Annotated in this window: 22 protein-coding genes; 12 read left to right on the top strand and 10 right to left on the bottom strand. The window is 70.1% G+C overall.

What is annotated here, in order from left to right:
• Window positions 1-111: 111 nt before the first annotated feature.
• Both ACFY3D_RS05130 and ACFY3D_RS05125 read left to right on the top strand, forming a co-directional pair.
• A complete protein-coding gene (locus ACFY3D_RS05130) occupies window positions 112-969 on the top strand; it encodes a GNAT family N-acyltransferase (protein ID WP_389975088.1) in 858 nt (285 codons plus the stop codon).
• The gene (locus ACFY3D_RS05125) at window positions 966-1835 is read left to right on the top strand and encodes a lysophospholipid acyltransferase family protein (RefSeq protein WP_389975085.1); all 870 of its coding nucleotides are present in this window, start codon (window positions 966-968) and stop codon (window positions 1833-1835) included. The genes ACFY3D_RS05130 and ACFY3D_RS05125 overlap by 4 nt, the downstream gene beginning before the upstream one ends.
• A gap of 25 nt (window positions 1836-1860) precedes the next feature.
• Here ACFY3D_RS05125 and ACFY3D_RS05120 read toward each other — a convergent pair whose 3' ends face one another.
• The 4 genes from ACFY3D_RS05120 to ACFY3D_RS05105 all read right to left on the bottom strand — a co-directional run bounded on the left by ACFY3D_RS05120 (window position 1861) and on the right by ACFY3D_RS05105 (window position 5208).
• Window positions 1861-2541, bottom strand: a complete 681-nt coding sequence (locus ACFY3D_RS05120; RefSeq protein ID WP_350942549.1) for a response regulator transcription factor — start codon at window positions 2539-2541, stop codon at window positions 1861-1863.
• A 239-nt stretch (window positions 2542-2780) separates the two neighbouring features.
• Window positions 2781-3320, bottom strand: coding sequence for a hypothetical protein (locus ACFY3D_RS05115; RefSeq protein ID WP_389975082.1), 540 nt, complete (start codon window positions 3318-3320; stop codon window positions 2781-2783).
• An 84-nt stretch (window positions 3321-3404) separates the two neighbouring features.
• Window positions 3405-4469, bottom strand: a complete 1065-nt coding sequence (locus ACFY3D_RS05110) for an S-adenosylmethionine:tRNA ribosyltransferase-isomerase (RefSeq protein WP_389975079.1) — start codon at window positions 4467-4469, stop codon at window positions 3405-3407.
• Between the two features lie 73 nt (window positions 4470-4542).
• Window positions 4543-5208: an SDR family NAD(P)-dependent oxidoreductase gene (locus ACFY3D_RS05105; protein WP_362926371.1), complete on the bottom strand. Its 666-nt coding sequence runs from the start codon at window positions 5206-5208 to the stop codon at window positions 4543-4545.
• A 123-nt stretch (window positions 5209-5331) separates the two neighbouring features.
• Between ACFY3D_RS05105 and ACFY3D_RS05100 the strand changes: the two genes are divergently transcribed.
• Window positions 5332-6462 carry a GAF domain-containing sensor histidine kinase gene (locus ACFY3D_RS05100; RefSeq protein WP_389975075.1) on the top strand — a complete coding sequence of 377 codons (1131 nt, stop codon included), beginning with the start codon at window positions 5332-5334 and terminating at the stop codon, window positions 6460-6462.
• Between the two features lie 200 nt (window positions 6463-6662).
• A complete protein-coding gene (locus ACFY3D_RS05095) occupies window positions 6663-7313 on the top strand; it encodes a response regulator (RefSeq protein ID WP_389975073.1) in 651 nt (216 codons plus the stop codon).
• A 49-nt stretch (window positions 7314-7362) separates the two neighbouring features.
• Here the strand turns inward: ACFY3D_RS05095 and ACFY3D_RS05090 are convergent, their stop codons facing one another.
• Window positions 7363-8082 carry a hypothetical protein gene (locus ACFY3D_RS05090; protein ID WP_389975070.1) on the bottom strand — a complete coding sequence of 240 codons (720 nt, stop codon included), beginning with the start codon at window positions 8080-8082 and terminating at the stop codon, window positions 7363-7365.
• Between the two features lie 66 nt (window positions 8083-8148).
• Here ACFY3D_RS05090 and ACFY3D_RS05085 point away from each other — a divergent pair, with 66 nt between their 5' ends.
• The 4 genes from ACFY3D_RS05085 to ACFY3D_RS05070 all read left to right on the top strand — a co-directional run bounded on the left by ACFY3D_RS05085 (window position 8149) and on the right by ACFY3D_RS05070 (window position 11221).
• Window positions 8149-8943, top strand: coding sequence for an ABC transporter ATP-binding protein (locus tag ACFY3D_RS05085; protein ID WP_350942557.1), 795 nt, complete (start codon window positions 8149-8151; stop codon window positions 8941-8943).
• A 113-nt stretch (window positions 8944-9056) separates the two neighbouring features.
• Entirely contained in the window at window positions 9057-10130 is a 1074-nt protein-coding gene (locus tag ACFY3D_RS05080) for an SPFH domain-containing protein (RefSeq protein WP_389975067.1), read from the top strand.
• A gap of 77 nt (window positions 10131-10207) precedes the next feature.
• Entirely contained in the window at window positions 10208-10963 is a 756-nt protein-coding gene (locus tag ACFY3D_RS05075) for a sulfite exporter TauE/SafE family protein (RefSeq protein WP_389975638.1), read from the top strand.
• 30 nt (window positions 10964-10993) lie between these two features.
• Entirely contained in the window at window positions 10994-11221 is a 228-nt protein-coding gene (locus tag ACFY3D_RS05070) for a hypothetical protein (protein ID WP_329088968.1), read from the top strand.
• A 253-nt stretch (window positions 11222-11474) separates the two neighbouring features.
• Here the strand turns inward: ACFY3D_RS05070 and ACFY3D_RS05065 are convergent, their stop codons facing one another.
• The 5 genes from ACFY3D_RS05065 to ACFY3D_RS05045 form a co-directional block, all read right to left on the bottom strand.
• A complete protein-coding gene (locus ACFY3D_RS05065) occupies window positions 11475-12386 on the bottom strand; it encodes a Rieske 2Fe-2S domain-containing protein (protein WP_389975064.1) in 912 nt (303 codons plus the stop codon).
• A gap of 40 nt (window positions 12387-12426) precedes the next feature.
• On the bottom strand, window positions 12427-12981 hold the full coding sequence (locus ACFY3D_RS05060; RefSeq protein WP_350943540.1) for an HD domain-containing protein: 555 nt from the start codon (window positions 12979-12981) through the stop codon (window positions 12427-12429).
• Between the two features lie 101 nt (window positions 12982-13082).
• A complete protein-coding gene (locus ACFY3D_RS05055) occupies window positions 13083-15263 on the bottom strand; it encodes a molybdopterin-dependent oxidoreductase (protein WP_389975061.1) in 2181 nt (726 codons plus the stop codon).
• Between the two features lie 174 nt (window positions 15264-15437).
• Window positions 15438-16247 (bottom strand): hypothetical protein, encoded by an 810-nt coding sequence (locus tag ACFY3D_RS05050; RefSeq protein ID WP_389975058.1) that lies wholly within the window; start codon window positions 16245-16247, stop codon window positions 15438-15440.
• A complete protein-coding gene (locus ACFY3D_RS05045) occupies window positions 16234-16494 on the bottom strand; it encodes a hypothetical protein (RefSeq protein ID WP_350942563.1) in 261 nt (86 codons plus the stop codon). The genes ACFY3D_RS05050 and ACFY3D_RS05045 overlap by 14 nt, the downstream gene beginning before the upstream one ends.
• Before the next feature lie 466 nt (window positions 16495-16960).
• Here ACFY3D_RS05045 and ACFY3D_RS05040 point away from each other — a divergent pair, with 466 nt between their 5' ends.
• The 4 genes from ACFY3D_RS05040 (at window position 16961) to ACFY3D_RS05025 (ending at window position 19904) form a co-directional block, all read left to right on the top strand.
• Entirely contained in the window at window positions 16961-17821 is an 861-nt protein-coding gene (locus ACFY3D_RS05040) for a helix-turn-helix transcriptional regulator (RefSeq protein WP_350942564.1), read from the top strand.
• Window positions 17822-17857: 36 nt separating this feature from the next.
• Window positions 17858-18076 (top strand): DUF397 domain-containing protein, encoded by a 219-nt coding sequence (locus tag ACFY3D_RS05035; protein WP_350942566.1) that lies wholly within the window; start codon window positions 17858-17860, stop codon window positions 18074-18076.
• 243 nt (window positions 18077-18319) lie between these two features.
• Entirely contained in the window at window positions 18320-18526 is a 207-nt protein-coding gene (locus ACFY3D_RS05030) for a DUF397 domain-containing protein (protein WP_350942567.1), read from the top strand.
• 271 nt (window positions 18527-18797) lie between these two features.
• Entirely contained in the window at window positions 18798-19904 is a 1107-nt protein-coding gene (locus tag ACFY3D_RS05025; RefSeq protein ID WP_389975053.1) for a CapA family protein, read from the top strand.
• The last annotated feature ends 195 nt before the right edge of the window (window positions 19905-20099 follow it).

The raw sequence follows: 20099 nt of genomic DNA, 5'->3' as shown, positions 1-20099 counted from the left end.
CCTACGGTACTTGGCTCCGGATTCGACCGTGAATGTGGTTCATCATCCGGACGCCTGGAGTTCGCGGGGCCCTCCGGTCCCGCGTCATCTGCGAATGTCTTCATGAACCTCATGACGACCCTTCCCGTGGAGTCGCGCCTCGCCCGCTACAGTGTCGGGCTGGCCGCTACCGCCGTCGAGATGCGCGAGGCCCAGCGCCTGCGCCACCGCGTCTTCTCCGAGGAGATGGGCGCCCGGCTGGACAGTCCCATCACCGGCCTGGACGTCGATCCGCTCGACGCCTACTGCGATCACCTCCTGGTGAGGTGCGACGACACGGGTGAGGTCGTCGGCACCTACCGGCTGCTCGGCCCCCGCAGGGCCGATCGCCTCTACTCCGACTCCGAGTTCGATCTCAGCGCGCTGGCCGGTATCCGGGGGAACATGGTCGAGACCGGCAGGGCCTGCGTACACCCGGAACACCGGGGCGGCGCGGTGCTCGGGTTGATGTGGGCGGGCATCGCCCGCTACATGACGGCCGGGGGGTACGGCTGGCTGGCCGGGTGCTGCTCGGTGCCGGTGGCCGACGCGGCCGGGATCATGGAGCGGGTGCCGCTCTCACCGCCGGGCTACCGCGTCACGCCGCACCTTCCCTGGCGGGCGGGCCCGGTCTCCGGCTCTCCTCGCCGGAGAGGGAGGTCGGGCCCCTCGGCCGCCTCCGGGTCCGTGCCGGTCTTCCCGATCGGCACCGGAGCGGCGCGGTCGCCGCGGGAGGACGCCTCGAAGCGTACGGCCGCCACGAGCCCCGCCGCCAACCAGGGACGGGCGACGCTGCCGCCGCTGCTGCGCGGGTACGTGCGGCTGGGCGCCTGGGTCTGCGGCCCGCCCGCCCACGACCTCGACTTCGGTACGGCCGACTTCTTCGTCCTGCTCTCGATGGCCGAGGCCGACCCCCGCTACCTGCGCCACTTCCTGGGAGCCGCATCGTGAGCCCGTGGATACCCGTGGCGCCGTGCACGCCCGCCGGCTGCCTGTCCCCACCGGGATCGAGGGCCGAGGCGCCGCGCAGGGCGCTGCGACTCGCGGCGGTCGGGCTGGTCGTCCTGGCGGGAGTGGTCCTCACGCTCGTGGCCCGTGGACTCGGTACGACGAACAGGATCCGGCTGACGAGCGCCTGGTCCCAGCTGGTGCTGCGGGCGGTCGGCGTACGGATCGAGGTCAGGCGGGGGTTCGCGTTCATGGCCGGCTCGGTCGCCGGGCCCTATCCGGTCGCCGACGGATCGTCCGGGGCCGCTCCGCTGGTCGTGGCCAACCACGTGTCGTGGCTGGACCCGCTCGTGATGGCGGCGGTCCTGCCGTGCCGGGTGCTCGCCAAGCAGGAGGTCCGGGCGTGGCCGGTGGTAGGCCTGCTCGCGACGGGCTCGGGCGCGTTGTTCATCGACAGGGACCGGCTCTCCGCGCTGCCCGAGACCGTCGCCGACGTGGCCGCGGCGCTCGCCGCCGGCCATCCGGTGGCGGCCTTCCCCGAGGGGACGACCTGGTGCGGGCGCGGGATGGGCTCGTTCAGGCCCGCCGTGTTCCAGGCGGCCCTGGACGCGGGGGCCCCGGTCAGACCGGTCGCGATCAGATATCTGGAGGGGGAGGACGTCCTGGCCAGCGGACCCGTCTATGTCGGTGACGACCTCCTGTGGGCGTCGATCCGCCGCGTGGTGGCCGTCCGGCGGTTGACGGTGGAGGTGACGATGCTGCCCCCCGTACGGGGACGCGACCGCGGGGAGCTGGCCTGGACGGCCGAGTCGTCCGTCGCCTCTGTGCTGGTCGCCGGGGCCGCGCACGGTGTTCCCGCCGCGGCCTGATCCGACCTCGGAGCCTTGGCCCCGGCTAGGCCGAACCCAGGTATGTGATGACGGCCGCCACCCTGCGGTGGGTGTCGGGACTGTTCTCCAGGGCCAGCTTCATGAAGATCGAGTTGACGTGTTTCTCGATGGCGGAGACCGACAGGTGCAGGGCGCGGGCGATTCCTCCGTTGGACAGGCCGTGTGCCATCTCCCTGAGCACGTCCAGTTCCCTGGGGGTGAGCTCCGCGGGCGGGGGGCCGCCGCGTACCCCGCGCTTGGCCAGCAGGCCCTCCACCACCTTGGGGTCGATCACCGAGCCGCCTCCCGCCACCGACCTGATCGCGCCGAGCAACTCGTCGATGTCACCGACCCGGTCCTTGAGCAGGTACGCACGCCCCTCGGTGCCGTCCCTGAACAGATCCAGGGCGAACATCGCGTCGGAGAACTGGGAGAGCACCACGACCCCGATGTCCCGTGAGGCCGCGCGGATGCGGTGCGCCGCGTCGATGCCCTCCATTCCCGGGCGGACGAGATCGGCCGAGCCCGGCATCCGGATGTCGGTGACGACCACGTCGGGGCGCAGCCGTCTGGCGGCGTCGAGCAGGTCGTCCGCGGTGCCCACGGCGGCGACCACCTCGATCTCGCCGGAGGTCTCCAGGAGCCTGCGGGTGCCCTCACGCACCAGGTAGTGGTCCTCGGCCAGGACGACTCTCAGTTCAGCCATGGATCGCGCACCGCCCGGAACCGCCATGGGGAGATCCTGCACGGTGCGCGGGTGCCGTGTACATGAGGTTGCCCGCACTCGTCGCCGTCGTCGGGATCCGGGAACGGAGCCGGTGGCGGGAGCGAGCGGAACGAACCGAAACCGGTGGCGAGATCGGAACCAACCGGTTCCGGAACCGGGAACGGGAGCGGGAGAGGGAGAGGCGGACGGTCAGCAGGTGCGAGGCGCGGAACGCGTGGTCAGCGGAGCACTCGGGTCTTCACCCGCACGTACTTGATGTCGGTGCCGATGTCGATGCCGTAGATGTCGAAGGTGTCCAGCCCGCCCGCGGGGACGTCGATCGAGACCGAGCCGAAATTGGCGGTCGCGGTGCCGCGGGCACCGTTCTTCAGCCAGACCTTGACCTTGAGGGTGGCCGTTTTGCCGGGGTTCAGGGTGTCGAGCAGACAGCCCACCTCACGCCCCGAGATCTCGCAGTACGAGCCGGCGGGCTTGCCGACGATGCGGATCTTGGAGATGTGCGGGGAGAGACGGCCGCCGACGTAGGCGATGTCGGTGTACCACTTGCCGACGTTCTTGACCTTCAGCGTGTAGACGTACGAGTCGCCCGCCCAGGCCTTGCGCGGGTAGAAGACGGTCGTCTTCAGCGGCGCGAGCGGCGGGCCCGCGACCTTCTGCGGTGCGGTGATCGGGGGGGCCGAGGCGTTCGCGGTCGCGGGGGTGAGCAGCATGCCTCCCGCCAGGGCGATGGCGGCGATGGCGGCCAGGTGCCGGCGCATTTTTACTCCAGTCGGATTTCGTCCCGTTGATTACGGATCATCATGGGAGATCCGACTTGTAAACCTCTTGCGATTGACTATCCGCTAACCGGTGATCAGGTGGACATCGCCGAATTCGTGCCAGAGATAGCCCTCTCCGAGCGCCTCCGCGTACGACCGCGAGAGCAGATCGCGGCCGGCGATCGCCGACAGCATCAGCAGGTGGCTGGAGCGCGGCTCGTGCAGCCCGGTGAGCAGGCCGTTCACCGCCCTCACTCCGACCTCGGGGGTGACGATGTGCGAGGTCCAGCCGTCCGCGGCCCGGACACGGCCGGTGGCCAGCGCGGCCGTCTCCAGCGCCCTGACCACGGTCGTGCCGACCGCGATCACCCGGCCGCCCGACTCGCGAGCGAGCTCCACCTGCCGCGCGGTGGCCTCGGGCACCTCGAACCGCTCCGGATACGGTGGCTCGTCCTTCTCCGGAGACGCCACCCCCGTGTGCAGGGTGATCGGCGCGATCCCCACCCCGCGCGACACCAGGGAGGTCACCAGCCCGGTGGTGAACGGCCGCCCCGCGCTGGGCATCTCCGCGCTGCCCGGCCGCACGCCGAACACGGTCTGGTAGTCGGCGAGCGGCCAGTCCCTGTCCACGTACGAGTATCGGATCGGCACGCCGTACCGGCGGAGGTAGCCCGTGACCTCCCGGTCCAGCCTCGCCCGCCACAGCCGCGGCGTCTCGCGTCCCAGGAGCCGCAGGGTCGCCCCACCCGGCAGCGGCAGCCACTCCCCGTCCGCACCGCCCCGGTAGGGCTCACCGGCCGTCTCGGTGCTCCCGGGGCCTCCGGCGAGGCCCGTCCGCTCCCTGAGCCTGCGGAGTTCGACCAGCCAGGTACCGTCCTCACGCTCGGTGGAGAAGTGCACCGCGAGCCGATCGAGCCGGACGGCCGCGGGAAGCGTGCCGGAATTGTTCACCACGAGCAGGTCGCCGGGGCCGAGCAGACCGGGAAGGTCGGCGAACGCGTGGTGCCCGATCTGTCCGGTGCCCCGCTCCGAGACCAGCAGGCGTACCCCGTCACGGGCCAGCCCTCGGGCCTCCGGGGGCTCGTGCGCCTCCAGCTCGCGCGGGAGCACGAAGTCCGCGGCCATCGCGTCCGCCGCGGGCGCGCTCACGTCCCCTCCCCGTACGCACGCACGGATTCCGTCGCCGTTCTCACAGGTCCTCCTCGTTCGGTGCCCCGCCCGTTCATCCGTGCCTCACCCGGCCGCTGTCCGGGCGGTCGGCGATCAGCCGCAGCAGGGTGGGAACGACGCTCTCCGGGGCCGGGGCCTGTTCGGCCTCCTTGGCGCCGACGGCGTCGGCGAGCATGGCGGTGGACATCTCGCCCGGATCCACCCACCAGACCGCGACGTCGGGTTCCTCGACGGCCAGCACGTGGGAGAGCCGCTCCAGGGCGGCCTTGGTCGCGCCGTATCCGCCCCAGCCCTCGTACGCCTCCACCGCCGCGTCGGAGGAGATGTTCACGATCGCGCCGCGCCGCTCCCTGAGCCCGCGCAGGTTCGCCTGAATCAGTGCCAGCGGGGCCAGTACGTTGGCCTGGAACAACTCCTGGAGCGTGTCGAGCGGGTATCCGGCCAGCGGCGGCAGCGGGACCGCGCCCAGCCCTGAGGCGTTGTTGACCAGCAGGTCCAGCCCGCCGTGTTCCTGTACGGCCCGCGCCAGCCGATCCCGGTGGGCGGGGTCGGCGACGTCTCCGGCCAGGGCGAGGGCACCGAGCTCGTCCGCGGCGGATCGCAGCGCGTCCTCACCCCGCGCGGTGAGGACGAGCCGCCAGCCGTCGGCGGCGAGGGAGCGGGCGAGTGCCAGGCCGAGGCCGCGGGAGGCGCCGGTGATGAGTGCGGTCTTCGTCATGCCTCGACGCTAGGAGCCGCGCGCCCGCCGTACATCGGCCGCCGGACCTGGCCGGAGGTGGGCCGATGGGCTTAGGACCGATGGAGTAGGCGGCGGGCGTCCGCCGCCGCCTAGAGTCGTCTCGTGAACTCCGAGAGCGAGGACAGGGACGCCGTGCTGCACGCGGTGAGCTCGGCCGTCCTCGCGGTCACCAGGCACCTGTCGGTGCGGGAGGTGCTCCAGGTGATCGTGCGGTCGGCGCGGCGGTTGCTGGACGCACGCTACGCCGCGCTGGGCGTGCCCGACGACCAGGGGGCGTTCGCCGAGTTCGTCGCCGAGGGCATCTCCGACGAGCAGTGGGACGCGATCGGGCCCATGCCCCGCCAGCACGGCATGCTCGGCGCGATGCTGCGCGAGGGCACGCCGGTCCGGCTGCCCGACATCCGCAGGGACCCCAGGTTCGAATACTGGCCGCGGGCCCATCCGGTGCTCAAGGACTTCCTCGGGGTGCCGATACTCGACGGGGACGAGGTGCTCGGCATCATCTTCCTGTCCAACAAGCGGGCCCCCGGAGGCTTCACCGAGGCCGACCAGCGGCTGCTCACCATGTTCGCCGCGCACGCCGCGATCGCCCTCACCAACGCCCGCCTGTACGAGCGCGGCCGGGAGCTCACGCTGGTGGAGGAGCGCACCCGGATGGCGAGGGAGCTGCACGACGCGGTGACCCAGAAGCTGTTCTCGCTGCGCCTCACCGCGCAGGCCGCCGCGTCGCTGGTCGTCGACGATCCCGTACGGGCGCTGCGGGAGCTCGGCCAGGTGGAACGGCTGGCGGGGGAGGCACTGGCCGAGTTGCGCGCGGTGATCGTGGAGCTCCGCCCGGCCGACCTCGACCGGCACGGCCTGGCCGAGACGCTCCGCAAGCACGTCCGTCTGCTCGACCGGCTGCACCCGGCCTCGTTCTCGTTCGAGGAGTCCCCGGTGTGCGAGCTCGAACCGGTGATCGAGGTGGCCGTCCTGCGGGTGGCCCAGGAGGCGCTGCACAACGCCTCAAGACACTCGGCTGCGCGTGTGGTCGAGGTGCGGCTGGGCTGCGAGGGCGGGCGCGTGGTTCTTGAGGTGAGTGACGACGGGGCCGGTTTCGACGTGACCGCCGCCGCGGGGAGAGGGCTGGGGATCGCCTCGATGGGCGACAGGGCGGAGGCCGTCGGCGGCGACGTGCGGGTGACCTCGGAGCCGGGACGGGGCACACTCGTCCGGCTGGAGGTGCCCGCGTGACCCGTGATGCGGAGAAGGATGATCGTTCGACCCGTCGCCCTGGGGAGTCTGCCGTAGGCGGTCCCGACGATGGTCGTCCGGTCCGTCGCCCGGGTGAGTCGCCGGAGTCGGCCGTACGCGGTCCTGACGGTGGTCGTCCGGTCCGTGGCCCGGGTGGGTCCTCGGGGTCGGCCGTACGCGGTCCTGACGGCGACGACCGGGTGATCCGCGTCCTGATCGCCGACGACCACCCGGTCGTGCGGCAGGGCCTTCGCACCTTCCTGGACCTGCAGGAGGATCTCGACGTGGTCGGCGAGGCCGCCGACGGCGCCGAGGCGGTCGCCCTGGTGGAGTCTCTCGCCCCCGACGTGCTGCTGCTCGACCTGAAGATGCCGGTGCTCGACGGGCTCGGCGCGCTGCTGCTGCTGGACGAGCGAGGGCTGTCGCCGAGGGTGCTCGTGCTGACCTCGGTGAGCGACAGGGGCGACGTGGCCCCGGCGATGCGAGCGGGTGCGGCGGGCTTCCTCTACAAGGACATCGAACCGGCCGCGCTCGTGCGCGCGATCCGGGCGGTGTACGGCGGCCAGGTGCTGCTCGCCCCCGAGGCGGCCGAGGCGATGCTGGCCGGTCCCGAACCTGTCCGGGCCGCGCGGGAGGGCGGACAGGAGGACAGGTATGTGGCGCCGCTGACCGACCGGGAGCGCGAGGTGCTCGCGTTGATCGCCTCGGGCCGTTCCAACCGGGAGATCGCCAGGCAGCTCGCGGTGGCGGAGAAGACGGTGAAGACCCACGTCTCCAGCGTGCTGATGAAGCTGGGCGTGCAGGACAGGACCCAGGCCGCTCTCTACGCGGTGAGAAACGGTCTGGCCTGACGGCGGTGTCCCGGCGGCCGGATCCTCGGACCGGCCCTCGGGCCGGCTCTCAGACCAGTTCGGTGATGGCGTGGTGGGCGACCACCCTGGCCCGGCGCACCGCGCGGTCGAGCTCACGCAGGGCCTCACCGCGTACGGCGATCTGGCCCGAGGTGAGCCCGCGGTCGTCGGCGACGCGGAGCACCGCGGCGAGGCGGGCGGCGAGGGCGGCGACCCGGTGGGCCCTGGCGGGGTAGCCGGGGGCCAGGCCGTCGTCCACGATCTTCAGCCGCCGGTGGCCCTGGGCCGGACCCTCCACGCCGAGCAGGGCGTCGGTGGCCACCCGCATCGCGCGGGTCAGCTCGTGCTCGGCCTCGGCGAGGGAGGGCAGGTCGGGGGCCGTGGTACGGGCCTCCAGCACGGTCCAGCGAACCCCGGCGTACGATGACCCGCGGCGGTCGTTTACCGGTATCAGGCCGAGACATCTGTCGGGAAGCACGGCTGTCGCCGCCTGCCCGGCCTCGATGGCCGCGGAGTTGAAAGGGGGCGGTCCGGTGAGACCGAGTGGGTCGCCCGCGACGGGAAGGGCCAGTCGCAGCGATTTCATGCCCTCGATCCGCAGGTCGGCGAGGAATCCGCGGAGGGCGAGGTCGCCGGTCTCACCGGCGACGAGTTGGGGGCCTGCCTGCCGCTCCACGCGGTCGGCGGCCTCGTCGAGGCCGACCTGTCCGGCGAGCCAGGCGTTGCCCCAGCAGACCAGGGTGGCCGAGATCGGTGAATCAGGGTGCACCGATCCACGATATGCGCTTGTCCTGCAATAGGTTTTGTTCGAGCGATTCACAAGGAGGCGTAAGGGATGGGCGGTCAGGTGCTTCGGCTACAGGACGTCACCGTCCGCAGGGACGGAGCGGTCCTGTTGCGGGAGATCGACTGGACCGTTCACGAGGACGAGCGGTGGGTCGTCATCGGCCCCAACGGCGCGGGAAAGACGACGTTGCTGCAGGTGGTCGGGGCGATGCTGTTCCCCACCGAGGGCGTCGTCGAGATCCTGGGCGAGCGGCTCGGCCAGAGTGACGTCTTCGAGCTGCGGCCCCGCATCGGGCTCGCGAGCGCCGCGCTGGCGGAGAAGGTGCCACCGGACGAGAAGGTCATCGATCTGGTTCTCACGGCCTCGTACGCCATTCTCGGCCGCTGGACGGAGGAGTACGACTCCCACGACGTGACGCGTGCCGTCGAGCTGATCGACCAGCTCGGCTGCGCCCACCTGATCCGGCGCCGCTTCAACACGCTGTCGGAAGGGGAGCGCAAGCGGGTCCAGATCGCCCGCGCGCTCATGCCCGACCCGGAGCTGCTGCTGCTGGACGAGCCCGCCGCGGGCCTCGACCTGGGCGGGCGCGAAGACCTGGTGCGCCGCCTGGCGACCTTCGCGCACGACCCGAAGGCGCCGACCATGGTGCTGGTCACCCACCACGTGGAGGAGGTGCCCAGTGGGTTCACCCACGCCCTGCTGCTCCGGCACGGCTCGGTGGTGGCCCAGGGCCCGATCGACCAGGTGATGACCGCGGAGAACCTGTCGCACACCTTCAGCGTCCCGCTCACCCTCGATCGGGGGCGCGAGGGCCGCTGGTACGCGCGGGCGCACCAGCTCTGAGGGGGACCCGAGAGGTTCCGAGATCGTTTCGGTCGTTCAAAGGCCGGTGAAGGGAAAAGCAAATATCCTGCCGGGTCAAGAGTTCCACGTGACTCGACCGCCCGGGGTGGTTCATGGAAGCGCTTGTCGCCGCACTCGTCATCGTGGTCGTGGCGGTGTTCGCCGTCCATCGGATGGTTCGCGTCGTGCCGCACGCCACGGCGGGTGTCGTGGAGCGGTTGGGGCGCTACCACAGGACGCTCGGTCCCGGGCTGAACCTCGTGGTGCCGTTCATCGACCGGATCAAGGACATGGTCGATCTTCGTGAGCAGGTCGTCGCCTTCCCGCCGCAGGCGGTCGTCACCTCCGACAACCTCGTCGTCTCGGTCGACACGGCCGTCTCCTTCCAGGTGACCGACGCCCGCGCGGCGACCTACGAGATCGCCAACTTCCTGGTCGCCGTCGAGCAGTTCGTCGCGACCACGCTGTGCGACGTGATCGGCGGGATGGACGTGGACCGCGTGCTGGGCTCCCGTGAGGAGATCGGCGCCGAGCTGCGCCGGGCGCTCGACGACGCGGCGGGCGGGTGGGGGCTGCGGGTCGGCCGGGTCGAGGTGAAGACGATCGACCCGCCCGTCTCGATCCAGGAGGCGATGGAGAGGCACTCCCGCGCCGACCACGACAGGCGGGCCGCGCTGCTCGCGGCCGAGGGGGAGAAGCAGGCGGCCGTCCTCGCCGCCGAGGGGCGGAGAAAGGCCGCCGTACTGGCCGCTCGCGGCGAGGCGGAGGCGACCGTGCTCAAGGCGCGGGCCGACGCCGAAGCCAGGGCGACGCGGGCCAGGGCGGAGGCCGACGCGATCGACATGCTTTTCCGCGCCGCCCGTGACGGCAGGCCCGACCCGGAGCTTCTCGCCCACGAATACCTGCGGGCGCTCCCCGAGCTCGCCAAGGGGGACGCGGGCAAGCTGTGGATCGTCCCGCCGGACCTGAGACGGACCCTCGAAAGCCTCGCGGACCTTCTCCCGGACGGGGACGAGCCCTCCGGAGAGTCCGACGGAGGTGTGCCTTCGGGCGGTTCGGTCAGGGAGGACGGGCCGGGCGGACACCGACCTTCGGGCGAGGAAGAGGTGCCGGGCACGTGGGAGCCCTCGGTCAAGGGAACCTCGGTCAAGGGCGGTCCCGTTAAGGACACCCCCGCCATCGGGTGATCCCGATCTCCTCCTACCATCCGGTGAGGGCCGTGCACCTGCCCATGGGCGCGAGCCTGACGAGTGAGGGGAAGCGCATGACACCGTGGGAGGCGGTCGCGATCTTCGTGGCCGGCGTCGGGGCGGGGGGCATCAACGCCGTCGTCGGTTCCGGGTCTCTGATCACGTTCCCGACGATGGTCGCGCTGGGCATGCCACCGGTCATCGCGAACGTCTCCAACACCGTGGGCCTGGTCCCGGGGTCGCTGACCGGCGCGTTCGGCTACCGGGAGGAGCTGAGGGGGCAGCGCCCGCGGCTGATCAGGCTAGGGGTTCCCGCGTTGGTCGGTGCGCTGATCGGCGGGGTGCTCCTGCTGTACCTTCCCGCGGAGACGTTCGACGTCGTCGTGCCCGTCCTGATCGCCCTGGCGTGCGTGCTGGTGGTGATCCAGCCGAGGCTCAACGGCTGGCTGAGCGCCCGGCGGGAGCGTCCCCATCCGCACGGCGGTCCCTGGCTCTGGGGCGGCGTTCTCGTGTGCGGCATGTACGGCGGCTACTTCGGCGCGGCCCAGGGGGTGCTGCTCATCGGGCTGATGGGCAGTTTCCTCGACGAGGGCCTGCAGCGGATCAACGCGGCCAAGAACGTGCTCGCGCTGCTGGTCAACGCGTGCGCCGCGCTGCTGTTCATCGTGGTCGCGGAGGTCGACTGGCTGGCGGCCCTGATGGTGGCGCTGGGCGCCGCGATCGGCGGTTTCCTCGGCGCGAAGATCGGCAGGCGACTGCCGGCCCCGGTGCTGCGCTGGTTCGTGGTGTGCGTCGGGATCGTGGCGATAGTCAAACTGGTGTACGGGTGAACCTGCCTGCTACCGGGTACTTATTCAGGTATGAAAGGTGACAAAGTCGAGGTTGTCATCGACGCAGGAGACAGTTCCCGTACCTACGAGGTCAGCGCTACCAGAGCGGGGCGCCGCGTTGAGGTGGCCAACGCCCGAGGCGGCGTTGTCGAGGTGAGCGAGGTCACCCGGAGCGGAACGGCCGTGCGCACCGCCCGCTTCATGTCCAGCCGTATTCTCGCCCTGGTCGAACACCCCGCCGACGGCAAGCCGGCCTAGGCCGGGCCGACGGCGGTAGCCGGTTCTCGTCACGCCCGGGTGGGACGTACGGTCACGCCTGGGCGGGGCGTCCGCCCGGACCCGGGTTCTCCGCGCCCGGACACCTCGCCGGGTTCCCGGCGAGGTCCTGGAGACGGACGCGGGTGTCCTTTCGGTTTCCCGGTCAGATCCGCGCGACCGGACGCGGGTGTCCCCTCGGGTTCCCGGTCGAGTCCGCGCGGCCGGGCGCGGGTTCGTCCCCGCGGGTGCCCGGTCAGGTCTGCGCGGGACGGACCTGGAGCACCCCGTCGCGGCGGATCCGGGTCTCGAAGGACGGCTGGGGAGCGGTGGCCGGGCCGTGTACGACGGCTCCGTCGGAGAGCCTGAAGGTGCTCCCGTGCCACGGGCAGACCACGCAGGCGGTCCCCTCCTCCGAGATCAGACGCCCCTGGTGGAGCGGGCCCGCCAGGTGCGCGCACTGGTCGGCGAGCACCGTGACGTTCGCGCCGACGCGCAGCACGAACAGATCGATGTAACCCAGCCTCCGCGTCACCGGGCGCCCGTCCGGCAGGTCGCCGACGTCGCACAGGTCGTGCCAGCCCAGCGGGACCAGGTGGGCGACGGACTCGGCGTGGTTCGCCCCGGCCGCCTGCCGGTAGGCGAGGTGGCCGCCGAGGTAGCCGCCCACGCTCGCGGCACCCAGCCCGGCGAACGACAGCACCCGCCCGGTCCGGTCACGCCCGGCCATCCGCAACACCAGCGAACCCGCGTAGAGCCCGAAAGCGGTCAGGTTGGCGATCGCGTGCACGAACCCCACCCGTTGCTGCTCACGGTGGAGCGCCGACCAGTCGGTGATGCCCGCCGCCATCGCGGGCATCGCGGTCGCGAGCCCGCCTGCGACCAGCATCCGCGACGCTCGTGGATCGGCGCGGGTCACGTCGAGCACCGCCGTCGCCGTCCAGAGACCCAGGCTGACGTTGGCGAGCGGTGGATGCAGCGGTTTGCCGATCGGCACCCCGTGCAGCAGGTCACGCAGCGGTCCTGGACCGATCCGCCGGCGCACGGCCTTGGCGAGCACGCGGATCGGTCTGTCGGCCTTGGGCGAGCGCTCGATCCGATCGGTGAGCTCGACCCCGGACACCAGACGCCTGGTCCGACGCCCTGTTTTGACAGTTTCCTTCACCATTGCCCCCTCCTTGACCATAGGGACCTACCCGAGAACGGCGTTATGCACGCGCCAAATGCCCTCGGCTGACGGAGAGGGCGATGATCTCGGTGGCGTAGGCGCCCAGTGTGGCCGATCCCTCCTCGATGATTTTCACCTTCTCCAGCACCTGCTCGGCCGTCACCTTGTACAGCGACCAGGTGCCGCCCTCGTTGTGGTGGTTCGCCATGATGGGGGCGATCCGGTCGAGGGCCTTGGCGAATTTGGCCTCCGGCGTCCTGCGTTCCTCGAACTCGTCCCAGAGCTCGCGCAACCGCGCGGCCTGGTCGCAGGGGAGCAGCCCGAAGATCCGGTCGGCGGCTTTGCGCTCGATGTCCAGCTGGGCCTCGACGGCCGAGGCGTCGTAGATGAACGTGTCTCCCGCGTCGATCTCGACGATGTCGTGGACGAGCAGCATCGCGACGACCCTGTCGAGGTCGGTGCCCGGTGGCGCGTGCTCGGCCAAGACCATCGCCAGCATGCCCACGTACCAGGAATGCTCGGCGTCGTTCTCACGCCGCGACCCGTCCATGAGGGTGTTGCGGCGGACGATGCGTCTGAGCTTGTCGATCTCCATGGCGAAGGTGAGCTGAGCGTGCAGACGGTCCGGTGCTGGAGGGGTGGTCACGCGCGCAAGCCTAATGCGCGTCGATCCCGCTTTTCCGAGCGATCATGGGATCACGCCCGGCCGAGGGTGACGGGAACCCCGTTGAACACGGCGTTTCCCGAGGGTATGTCCACGACGGAATCATCTGTCAGCGTGTTCGCGTTCACTCCCGCGTGCTTGGCCGCCACCGGTTGCGAGGTGCCGGAGTGCCCCCATCCGTGGGGCAGGCTCACCACCCCCGGCATGATCGTGTCGGTCGGCTCAAGCGGCACGACCAGCTCTCCGGCGGCCGAGCGCACCACGGCGTGCTCGCCCAGCCCGAGCCTGCTCACGTCGTCCGGGTTGATCTGCAGGGTGCACCGGTTGGTCCCGCCGACCAGCGGCCCCACGTTGTGCAGCCAGCTGTTGTTGGAACGCAGATGGCGCCGCCCGATCAGCACGATCTCCGCGGGCGGGACGGCGAGCCGCTCGCGCAGCCGCGCGGCGTCCTCGACCAGCTGCGGCGGGGCGAGCTCCACCCGTCCCGAGGCCGTACGGACGATCTCCGCCAGCCGGGGCTCCAGCGCTCCCAGGTCGATGCCGTGCGGGTTCGCCAGGAGAGTGGCCAGGGAGAGTCCGTACGGTCCGAGCCTGAGCATGGCGTCCAGCCGCCTCTCCGCCCCGCTGCCACCGTCCAGGGAGGCGCGCAGCTCGGCGGGGTCCGCGCCCTCCACCGGAGATCCGGGCGTCTCGACGGCCCTTCGGAGCATCCGGTCGAGGATCAGCTCGTCGAGCAGGGCCGGATCGGCGTCCGCACCCTGACCCGAGGCGATCATCGCCAGCCGTGCCATGATCTCGGCCTCCGACGGACGTCCCGGCTCCAGCGGCAGGACCGGCGGGGAGAACCTCGCGTAGTTGCGGACCGCGAAGGCGAGCAGCGTCAGGTCGTAGTGCGGCGACTGCGTCACGCGCGGCGGCGGCAGGATCACGTTCGCGTGCCGGGTGGTCTCGTTCAGGTACGGGTCCACGCAGACCATGAACTCCAGGTCGCGGAAGGCCCGGTCCAGCCGTGGTCCGCCCGGCGCCGACAGCACCGGGTTGCCGGCCACCACGACCAGCGCCCTGACCTGCCCCTCTCCCGGCGTCTCGATCTCGTCGGCGAGGGTGGCCACCGGGATCTCGCCGTTCGCCTCCGGCAGCCCCCGGACGCGGCTGTGCCAGCGTCCCGTGACGTACGGCCTGCTCCGGCGGCCGTTCTCCACGGCGGTCTTCGCGAACATCACCCCGCCGGGACGGTCGAAGTTGCCGGTCAGGATGTTGACGACGTCGACCAGCCACTGCGCGACGGTGCCGAACTCGGCGGTGCAGGTGCCGATGCGGGCGTAGACGGCGGCCGTCGGGGCCGCCGCCAGCTCACGTGCCAGCCGTACGATCTCCCCGGCCGGTATCCCGCACATCGGGGCCACGACCTCGGGGGCGAAGTCCCTCGCCAGCCGCCGCACCTCCTCCAGCCCGTCGATCCCGATGCCGCCGATGTCGGCGCCGACCGAGGTGAGGTCCTCGGCGAGGAGGGTGTGGACGATGCCGAACAGCAGGTAGGCGTCCGTGCCCGGGCGTACGAACAGGTGCTCGTCGGCGAGGGCGGCGGTGCGGGTGCGGCGCGGGTCGACGACCACGAGTTTGCCGCCGCGCCCGCGCAGCGCCTTGAGACGGCCGGGGAAGTCGGGGGCGGTGCAGAGCGAGCCGTTGGACTCCAGCGGGTTGGCGCCGAGCATCAGCAGGTGGTCGGTACGGTCCAGGTCGGGCACCGCGATCGCCATCGGGTCGCCGAGCATCAGACCGCAGGAGACGTGCTTGGGCATCTGGTCGACGGTGCTCGCGGAGAAGACGTTACGGGTGCCGAGGGCGCGGATCAGCGGCCCGCCGTACAGGGCTCCCGCCATGGAGTGGGCGTTCGGATTGCCGAGGTAGACGGCGAGCGAACCGCGGCCGTGGGCGTCGATCACCCTGCCGAGGCCCTCCTCGACCGCGCGGAACGCCTCCTCCCAGGACGCCTCGCGCCACTCCTCACCCGTACGGATCATCGGGACGCCGAGCCGGTCGGGGTCCTCGTCGAGGCGGCCCAGGCTCGCCCCCTTGGGACAGACGAACCCCCTGGAGAAGGGGTCGTCCGGGTCGCCCTTGACCGAGGTGACGTGTCCGGCGTCGTCGAGGGCGAGCCGGAGGCCGCAGACGGCCTCGCAGAGAGGGCAGGTCCTGTGAGCTGTTCTCATCGGCGCTCCTGAGTTCGGCGAATGAACTCATCATGGCCGTCGGTCCGGCACGGGGAAAGCCCCGGAGCGTGGCTTGGATTCACGTGGTCGTCGCGACATCTCGATCCGAGAAGTCGCGAGGACCCCTTGAAACCACCTGTGCTCCGGGGCTTTCCTTCGCGGCCGGGTGGAGGTTCACGCGGCCTGTCGGCGCCTCCCGGGAAGCTCGCCGGGTCCGGAGAACGGGACGGTGGCGCGGTGGATGTCGGGCTCCTCCTCTGTGGTGCGGCGGGCCTGTCGGGGGTGGCCGGTCTCCGTGGTCCGGCCGGCCTCCGGGGCCTGGCCGGCCTCCACGGCACGGAGGACTTCTGCCGCGTGGAGGGCCTCTGTGGCACGGTCGGTCTCCGTGGCGTGGCCGGCCCGCAGGCACACCCAGTTCGTCCGCCCGTAGAGCCGGTCGAGACCCACCGGGGGACCGAAGACCTCGCCCCCACGGACGATCTCGACCGTCAGCAGGTTCCCCCACCTGAGGTGCCGGGACACCACGGCGTCGCGGGCGTAGCACGCCGCCGCGATCTCGGCGGAGAAGGCGTCGAAGTCCTCGGCGCAGGTTCCCGCCCTGGCGAGGACGAGCGCCTTCTCCCCGGCGACGGTGGGGGTGATCCACAGGATCAGCGGCAACCGGCCGAAGCGGGTGTGTATCCCGGTCTCCGCGCACGCCCGCTGGAGGCGGTGCCGGGAGACCAGGCACCACACGTGTGCCGTCACCCACTTTCTCCCGAAGCCGGAGGCCACGGGGGTGACGGCGGCGCAGACCACGACGAGAAACGGCCACCAGTCGCCCTCGCGGAGCGAGAGGGCCACGGTGACCGTGAGGAACGAGGCGGCGGCGAGCAGCGCGACCTCCGTCCGCCAGCGCCACAGCCGGACGACGAGGCCCGCACGGCTGGGCGGCCGGCCGCCGGGGTGGCCGTAGCGGCTGCCGCGGAGATCACGCCGCGACATCGCCGCCCGCCCCCTTGTCGTGGACGGGAGCCAGGGTGAGGGCGGGAGCGGCCGTCCGCTCGGCCTTGAGGAGGTCGAACCGCGGCTCGCGGTAGTGCCTGGCCCCGAAACCGGTCCGGGTCACGCTCCAGCCGAGCCGGTAGGCCCACTCGTCCTGGTCCATGCAGAGCTCTCGGTCGGTCACATAGATCAGGTCGAGAATGAAGGTCTTGATTCCGTGGGTTCTGTTGGTACGGTGGAAGGACATAGGAGACTCCCTTCGTGGCTTTGACGCGGAGTTCTTGTGCCAACCGGGTCGGTGGCCGCCGACCCGGTGTTTTTTGTGTCCGATCAGGACACTCTCGTGAGTGCGTGCGACTTTGGGCCGTCGCCGGCCGATTACCGCTGCTCCCCCTGTCGGCCTCCCCGTGTCAACTCCGTTTCTTCGAAGACGGCGCCGTTGCCGAAGAGCCGCGTGTCTGTTTCACACCCGCGGCTCACGAATGCCCTCGAAGACGCCCTCCGGATGATCGCCGGTGGCTCCCCCGATCTTGCGAGGACCTTCCTGTTCTGATAGTCGCTCAGCATAGATTTGGCTGCAAGACTTGCCGTAAGGAAAAAAGCAATAAACTTCCACAGATGCACTGCAACCATCAGTGTAATTTGCACTACTATTCATCGAGTTCCTGTTGAGGCCGTGACAGCCGCTCGCCCGTCATGGTGGGGAGGTCGTGATGTCGGAACGTGGCAGTCCAGCACTCCGCCAGCGTTGGCTGGGCATGGAGCTGCGCCGGCTCCGCGAAGGCCTGAACATGACGGGTGACGAGGTGTCCGGTCGCCTGGGGTGGTCGACCGCGAAGGTCAGCCGGATAGAGACCGCCAAGACGCTGGCCAAGGAGGCGGACGTCGAGGCGCTCGCCGACCTTTACGGCGTCGACGAGCGGCTCAGGGAGACCCTGGTCGCGCTACGGCGTGAAGCCTCCAGGAAGGGCTGGTGGGAGAGATATCGAAATTCCGTTCCCGATGACTACATCACGCTCATCGGGATGGAGGCGGAGGCCACTGAGATGCGTAACTGGGAACCCCAGATCGTGCCGGGGCTTCTCCAGACAGAGGAATACGCTCGTGCGGTCATCTCGGTGGGGCAGCATGCGAGCCAGGTGCCGTCGAGTTGGTTCCAGGATCGGGTCGAGGTGCGGATGGCGCGTCAGCGTACGTTGCTGTACGACTCCAGGCCGCTGACCCTGCTGGCGGTGTTCAACGAATCCGTGTTGAAAAGTCAGTACGGTGACGCTCGCGTCATGCGAGATCAGCTGCGACACCTGATCGAGGTTTCGGAGCTGGAACACGTAGATATGAGAATTCTTTCCAAGGATGTTCCGCCACCGGTGTCCACGGGACCGTTCGTGCACCTCACCTTTTCCGATTTTCCGGACATAGTCTACCTTGAATCGCTTTTCGGTGGACGGTACGTGGATGATGTGGAAAAAGTGTACGGGTATGAGCGTGCCTTTGAGCATTTGATGGAACGAGCTCTTCCAGAGGCCGGCTCGCAGGAGCTGATCAAAGAGGTAAGCGAGCATTGGGGCAGGTAGCGACCGGTCTGCCAACCGGCGACTACCGTCATTTTTATGGAAAGAAAAATGAACGCGACTGATTTCAGCGGTGCGATGTGGAAGAAGAGCGCGCACAGCTCTCCGAACGGCAATTGCGTCGAAGTGGCGACGCTGAGCGGAGGCGGCGTAGGGGTCCGGGACAGCAAGAACGGATCCGGGCCCGTGCTGGTCTTCACTCCCGATGAGTGGAAGGCATTCGTCGGCGGAGTGAAGGACGGAGAGTTCGACATATAGCAGAAGCGGCTCCAGTGCTCACCTGGAGAAAAAGAGCCGCTCCGCTGCGATTACCGCGTTTCATTGTCTCTGCTCACCGGATGGATTGACCGCCCGCCGGTGGAGCAGGGGAGAATCATCGCACACCGGGGAAGCGCGTCGGACATGGTGTCCTATCTGGACACGTCCAATACCTTGCACGTTTTCCATCACGCCTTCATTCTTAAGGTGCCCTATGACCACCTATGGGAGAGGAGGTGAGATGTGTCCGATATTGACCAATATGGAGTGATCTGGCGAAAGAGCAGGCTCAGTGCCGCGAGTGGCAACTGTGTTGAGGTGGCTCGCCTGGCCGGCGAGGGGTTCGCGGTCAGGGACAGCAAGGACAGGCGTGGACCGGTGCTGCTCTTCGGCGGGACCGAGTGGAGCGAGTTCGTCGCGGCGGTGAAGAGCGGAGACTTCGATCTCTGAATGACCGTCCTTTCAGGACCGGGGGCTTGCCCAACGGCGGGACAGCCCCCTTTCGTGTTCCAGGGAACAGTCCGGAACGGTCACGTGAGGTCGTAGGGCCCGCGGTCTCCGGGAGAAACGAGCCGTGCGAGGACAGGCGGCCCCGGAACACCCTGTCCGGCTGCGGCTCGCGACGCCGGGCATCGGCGACCGGCTCCGGCTTTTCGCGGAAACGAATCCGGCGGCGCGAGTTGTGACACGGGGATGGACGAGATGGCATCCTCGGATACCGATGGACACGTACACAGCTCGCCGCCTCGCCCTGGTCGCCGCGGTCACCACCTCAGCCGTGCTTCTCGCGGCCTGCTCCGCGGCCGAGTCGGCCGCCCCCGAACCGTCCTCCGACGCCGTGAAGAAACCCACCGAACCGGCCGAGGCCACCCCCACGCCCGAGCGCAAGCCGTACACCATCTCCTTCGGCGGGGATGTGCACTTCGAGGGCGTGCTGCGAAACCGGCTGAACGCCGATCCGAAGACCGCGCTCGGCCCGATCGCCAAGGTGCTGAGAAGCTCCGACCTGGCGATGATCAATCTGGAGACGGCGATCACCACCGGCGGCACCCCGGCCCCCGGCAAGCAGTACACCTTCCGTGCCCCGGCGACGGCGCTCACCGCGCTGAAGGCGGCCGGGGTGGACGTCGCCTCCCTCGCGAACAACCACGGCATGGACTACATGCAAAGCGGGCTGACGGACTCTCTCGCCGCCATCAAACGGTCCAGGTTCCCGGTCGTGGGTGTGGGCAGGAACGAGGCCGAGGCGTACAAGCCGTGGCGGACGACCGTGAACGGCAACCGCGTCGCCATCATCGGCGCTACCCAGGTGCTGGACGCGGAGTTCATCCAGGCGTGGACGGCCTCGGGCGACCAGGGCGGCCTCGCCTCGGCGAAGAACGAGGCGAGACTGCTCCAGGAGGTGCGCAGGGCGCGCAAGAACTCGGACACCGTGATCGTCCATCTGCACTGGGGTACCGAGCTGCAGAAATGCCCCAACGAGGCGCAGCGCGGCCTGGCGCCCAAGCTGGTCGCGGCCGGCGCGGACGTCGTCGTCGGCGGCCACGCGCACATCCTGCTCGGTGCCGGATACCTGAAGAACAGCTACGTCAGTTACGGTCTGGGCAACTTCGTCTTCTACAACTGGGGACCGGAGACCGGCAGGACCGGTGTGCTCACCTTGACGATCAACGGCCGCAAGGTGCTCAAGGACCAGTGGACCCCGGCCACCATCCAGGGCGGGGTGCCGGTCCCGATCACCGGGACCGGGCGGCAGCAGGCGGTCGCGGACTGGAAGGCGCTGCGCGGCTGCACCGGCCTCGCCGCCAGGCCCACCCGCTCAGAGTGACTCGGAGCGGGCCCGGCGGAGGTTCCGGACATCTCCCGATATTCCGGAGGAGGCGCGGAACAGGTTCCGGGCGTCTCGTGTGGCAGGAGGGCGTGACGCCGGTGGAGGAGCCAGGTGACGTCCCACCGGCACTCACACACCGCCTCACATGCGGCGTTGCGCGGTTCGTCCGGTCCACCCCGGGGTGGAGAAAAC

Source organism: Streptosporangium sp. NPDC000509, assembly GCF_042898365.1.
Classification (GTDB): Bacteria; Actinomycetota; Actinomycetes; order Streptosporangiales; family Streptosporangiaceae; genus Streptosporangium.
The sequence above is the reverse complement of the archived record's forward strand: the minus strand, read 5'-3'. Positions and strand labels throughout refer to the sequence as shown.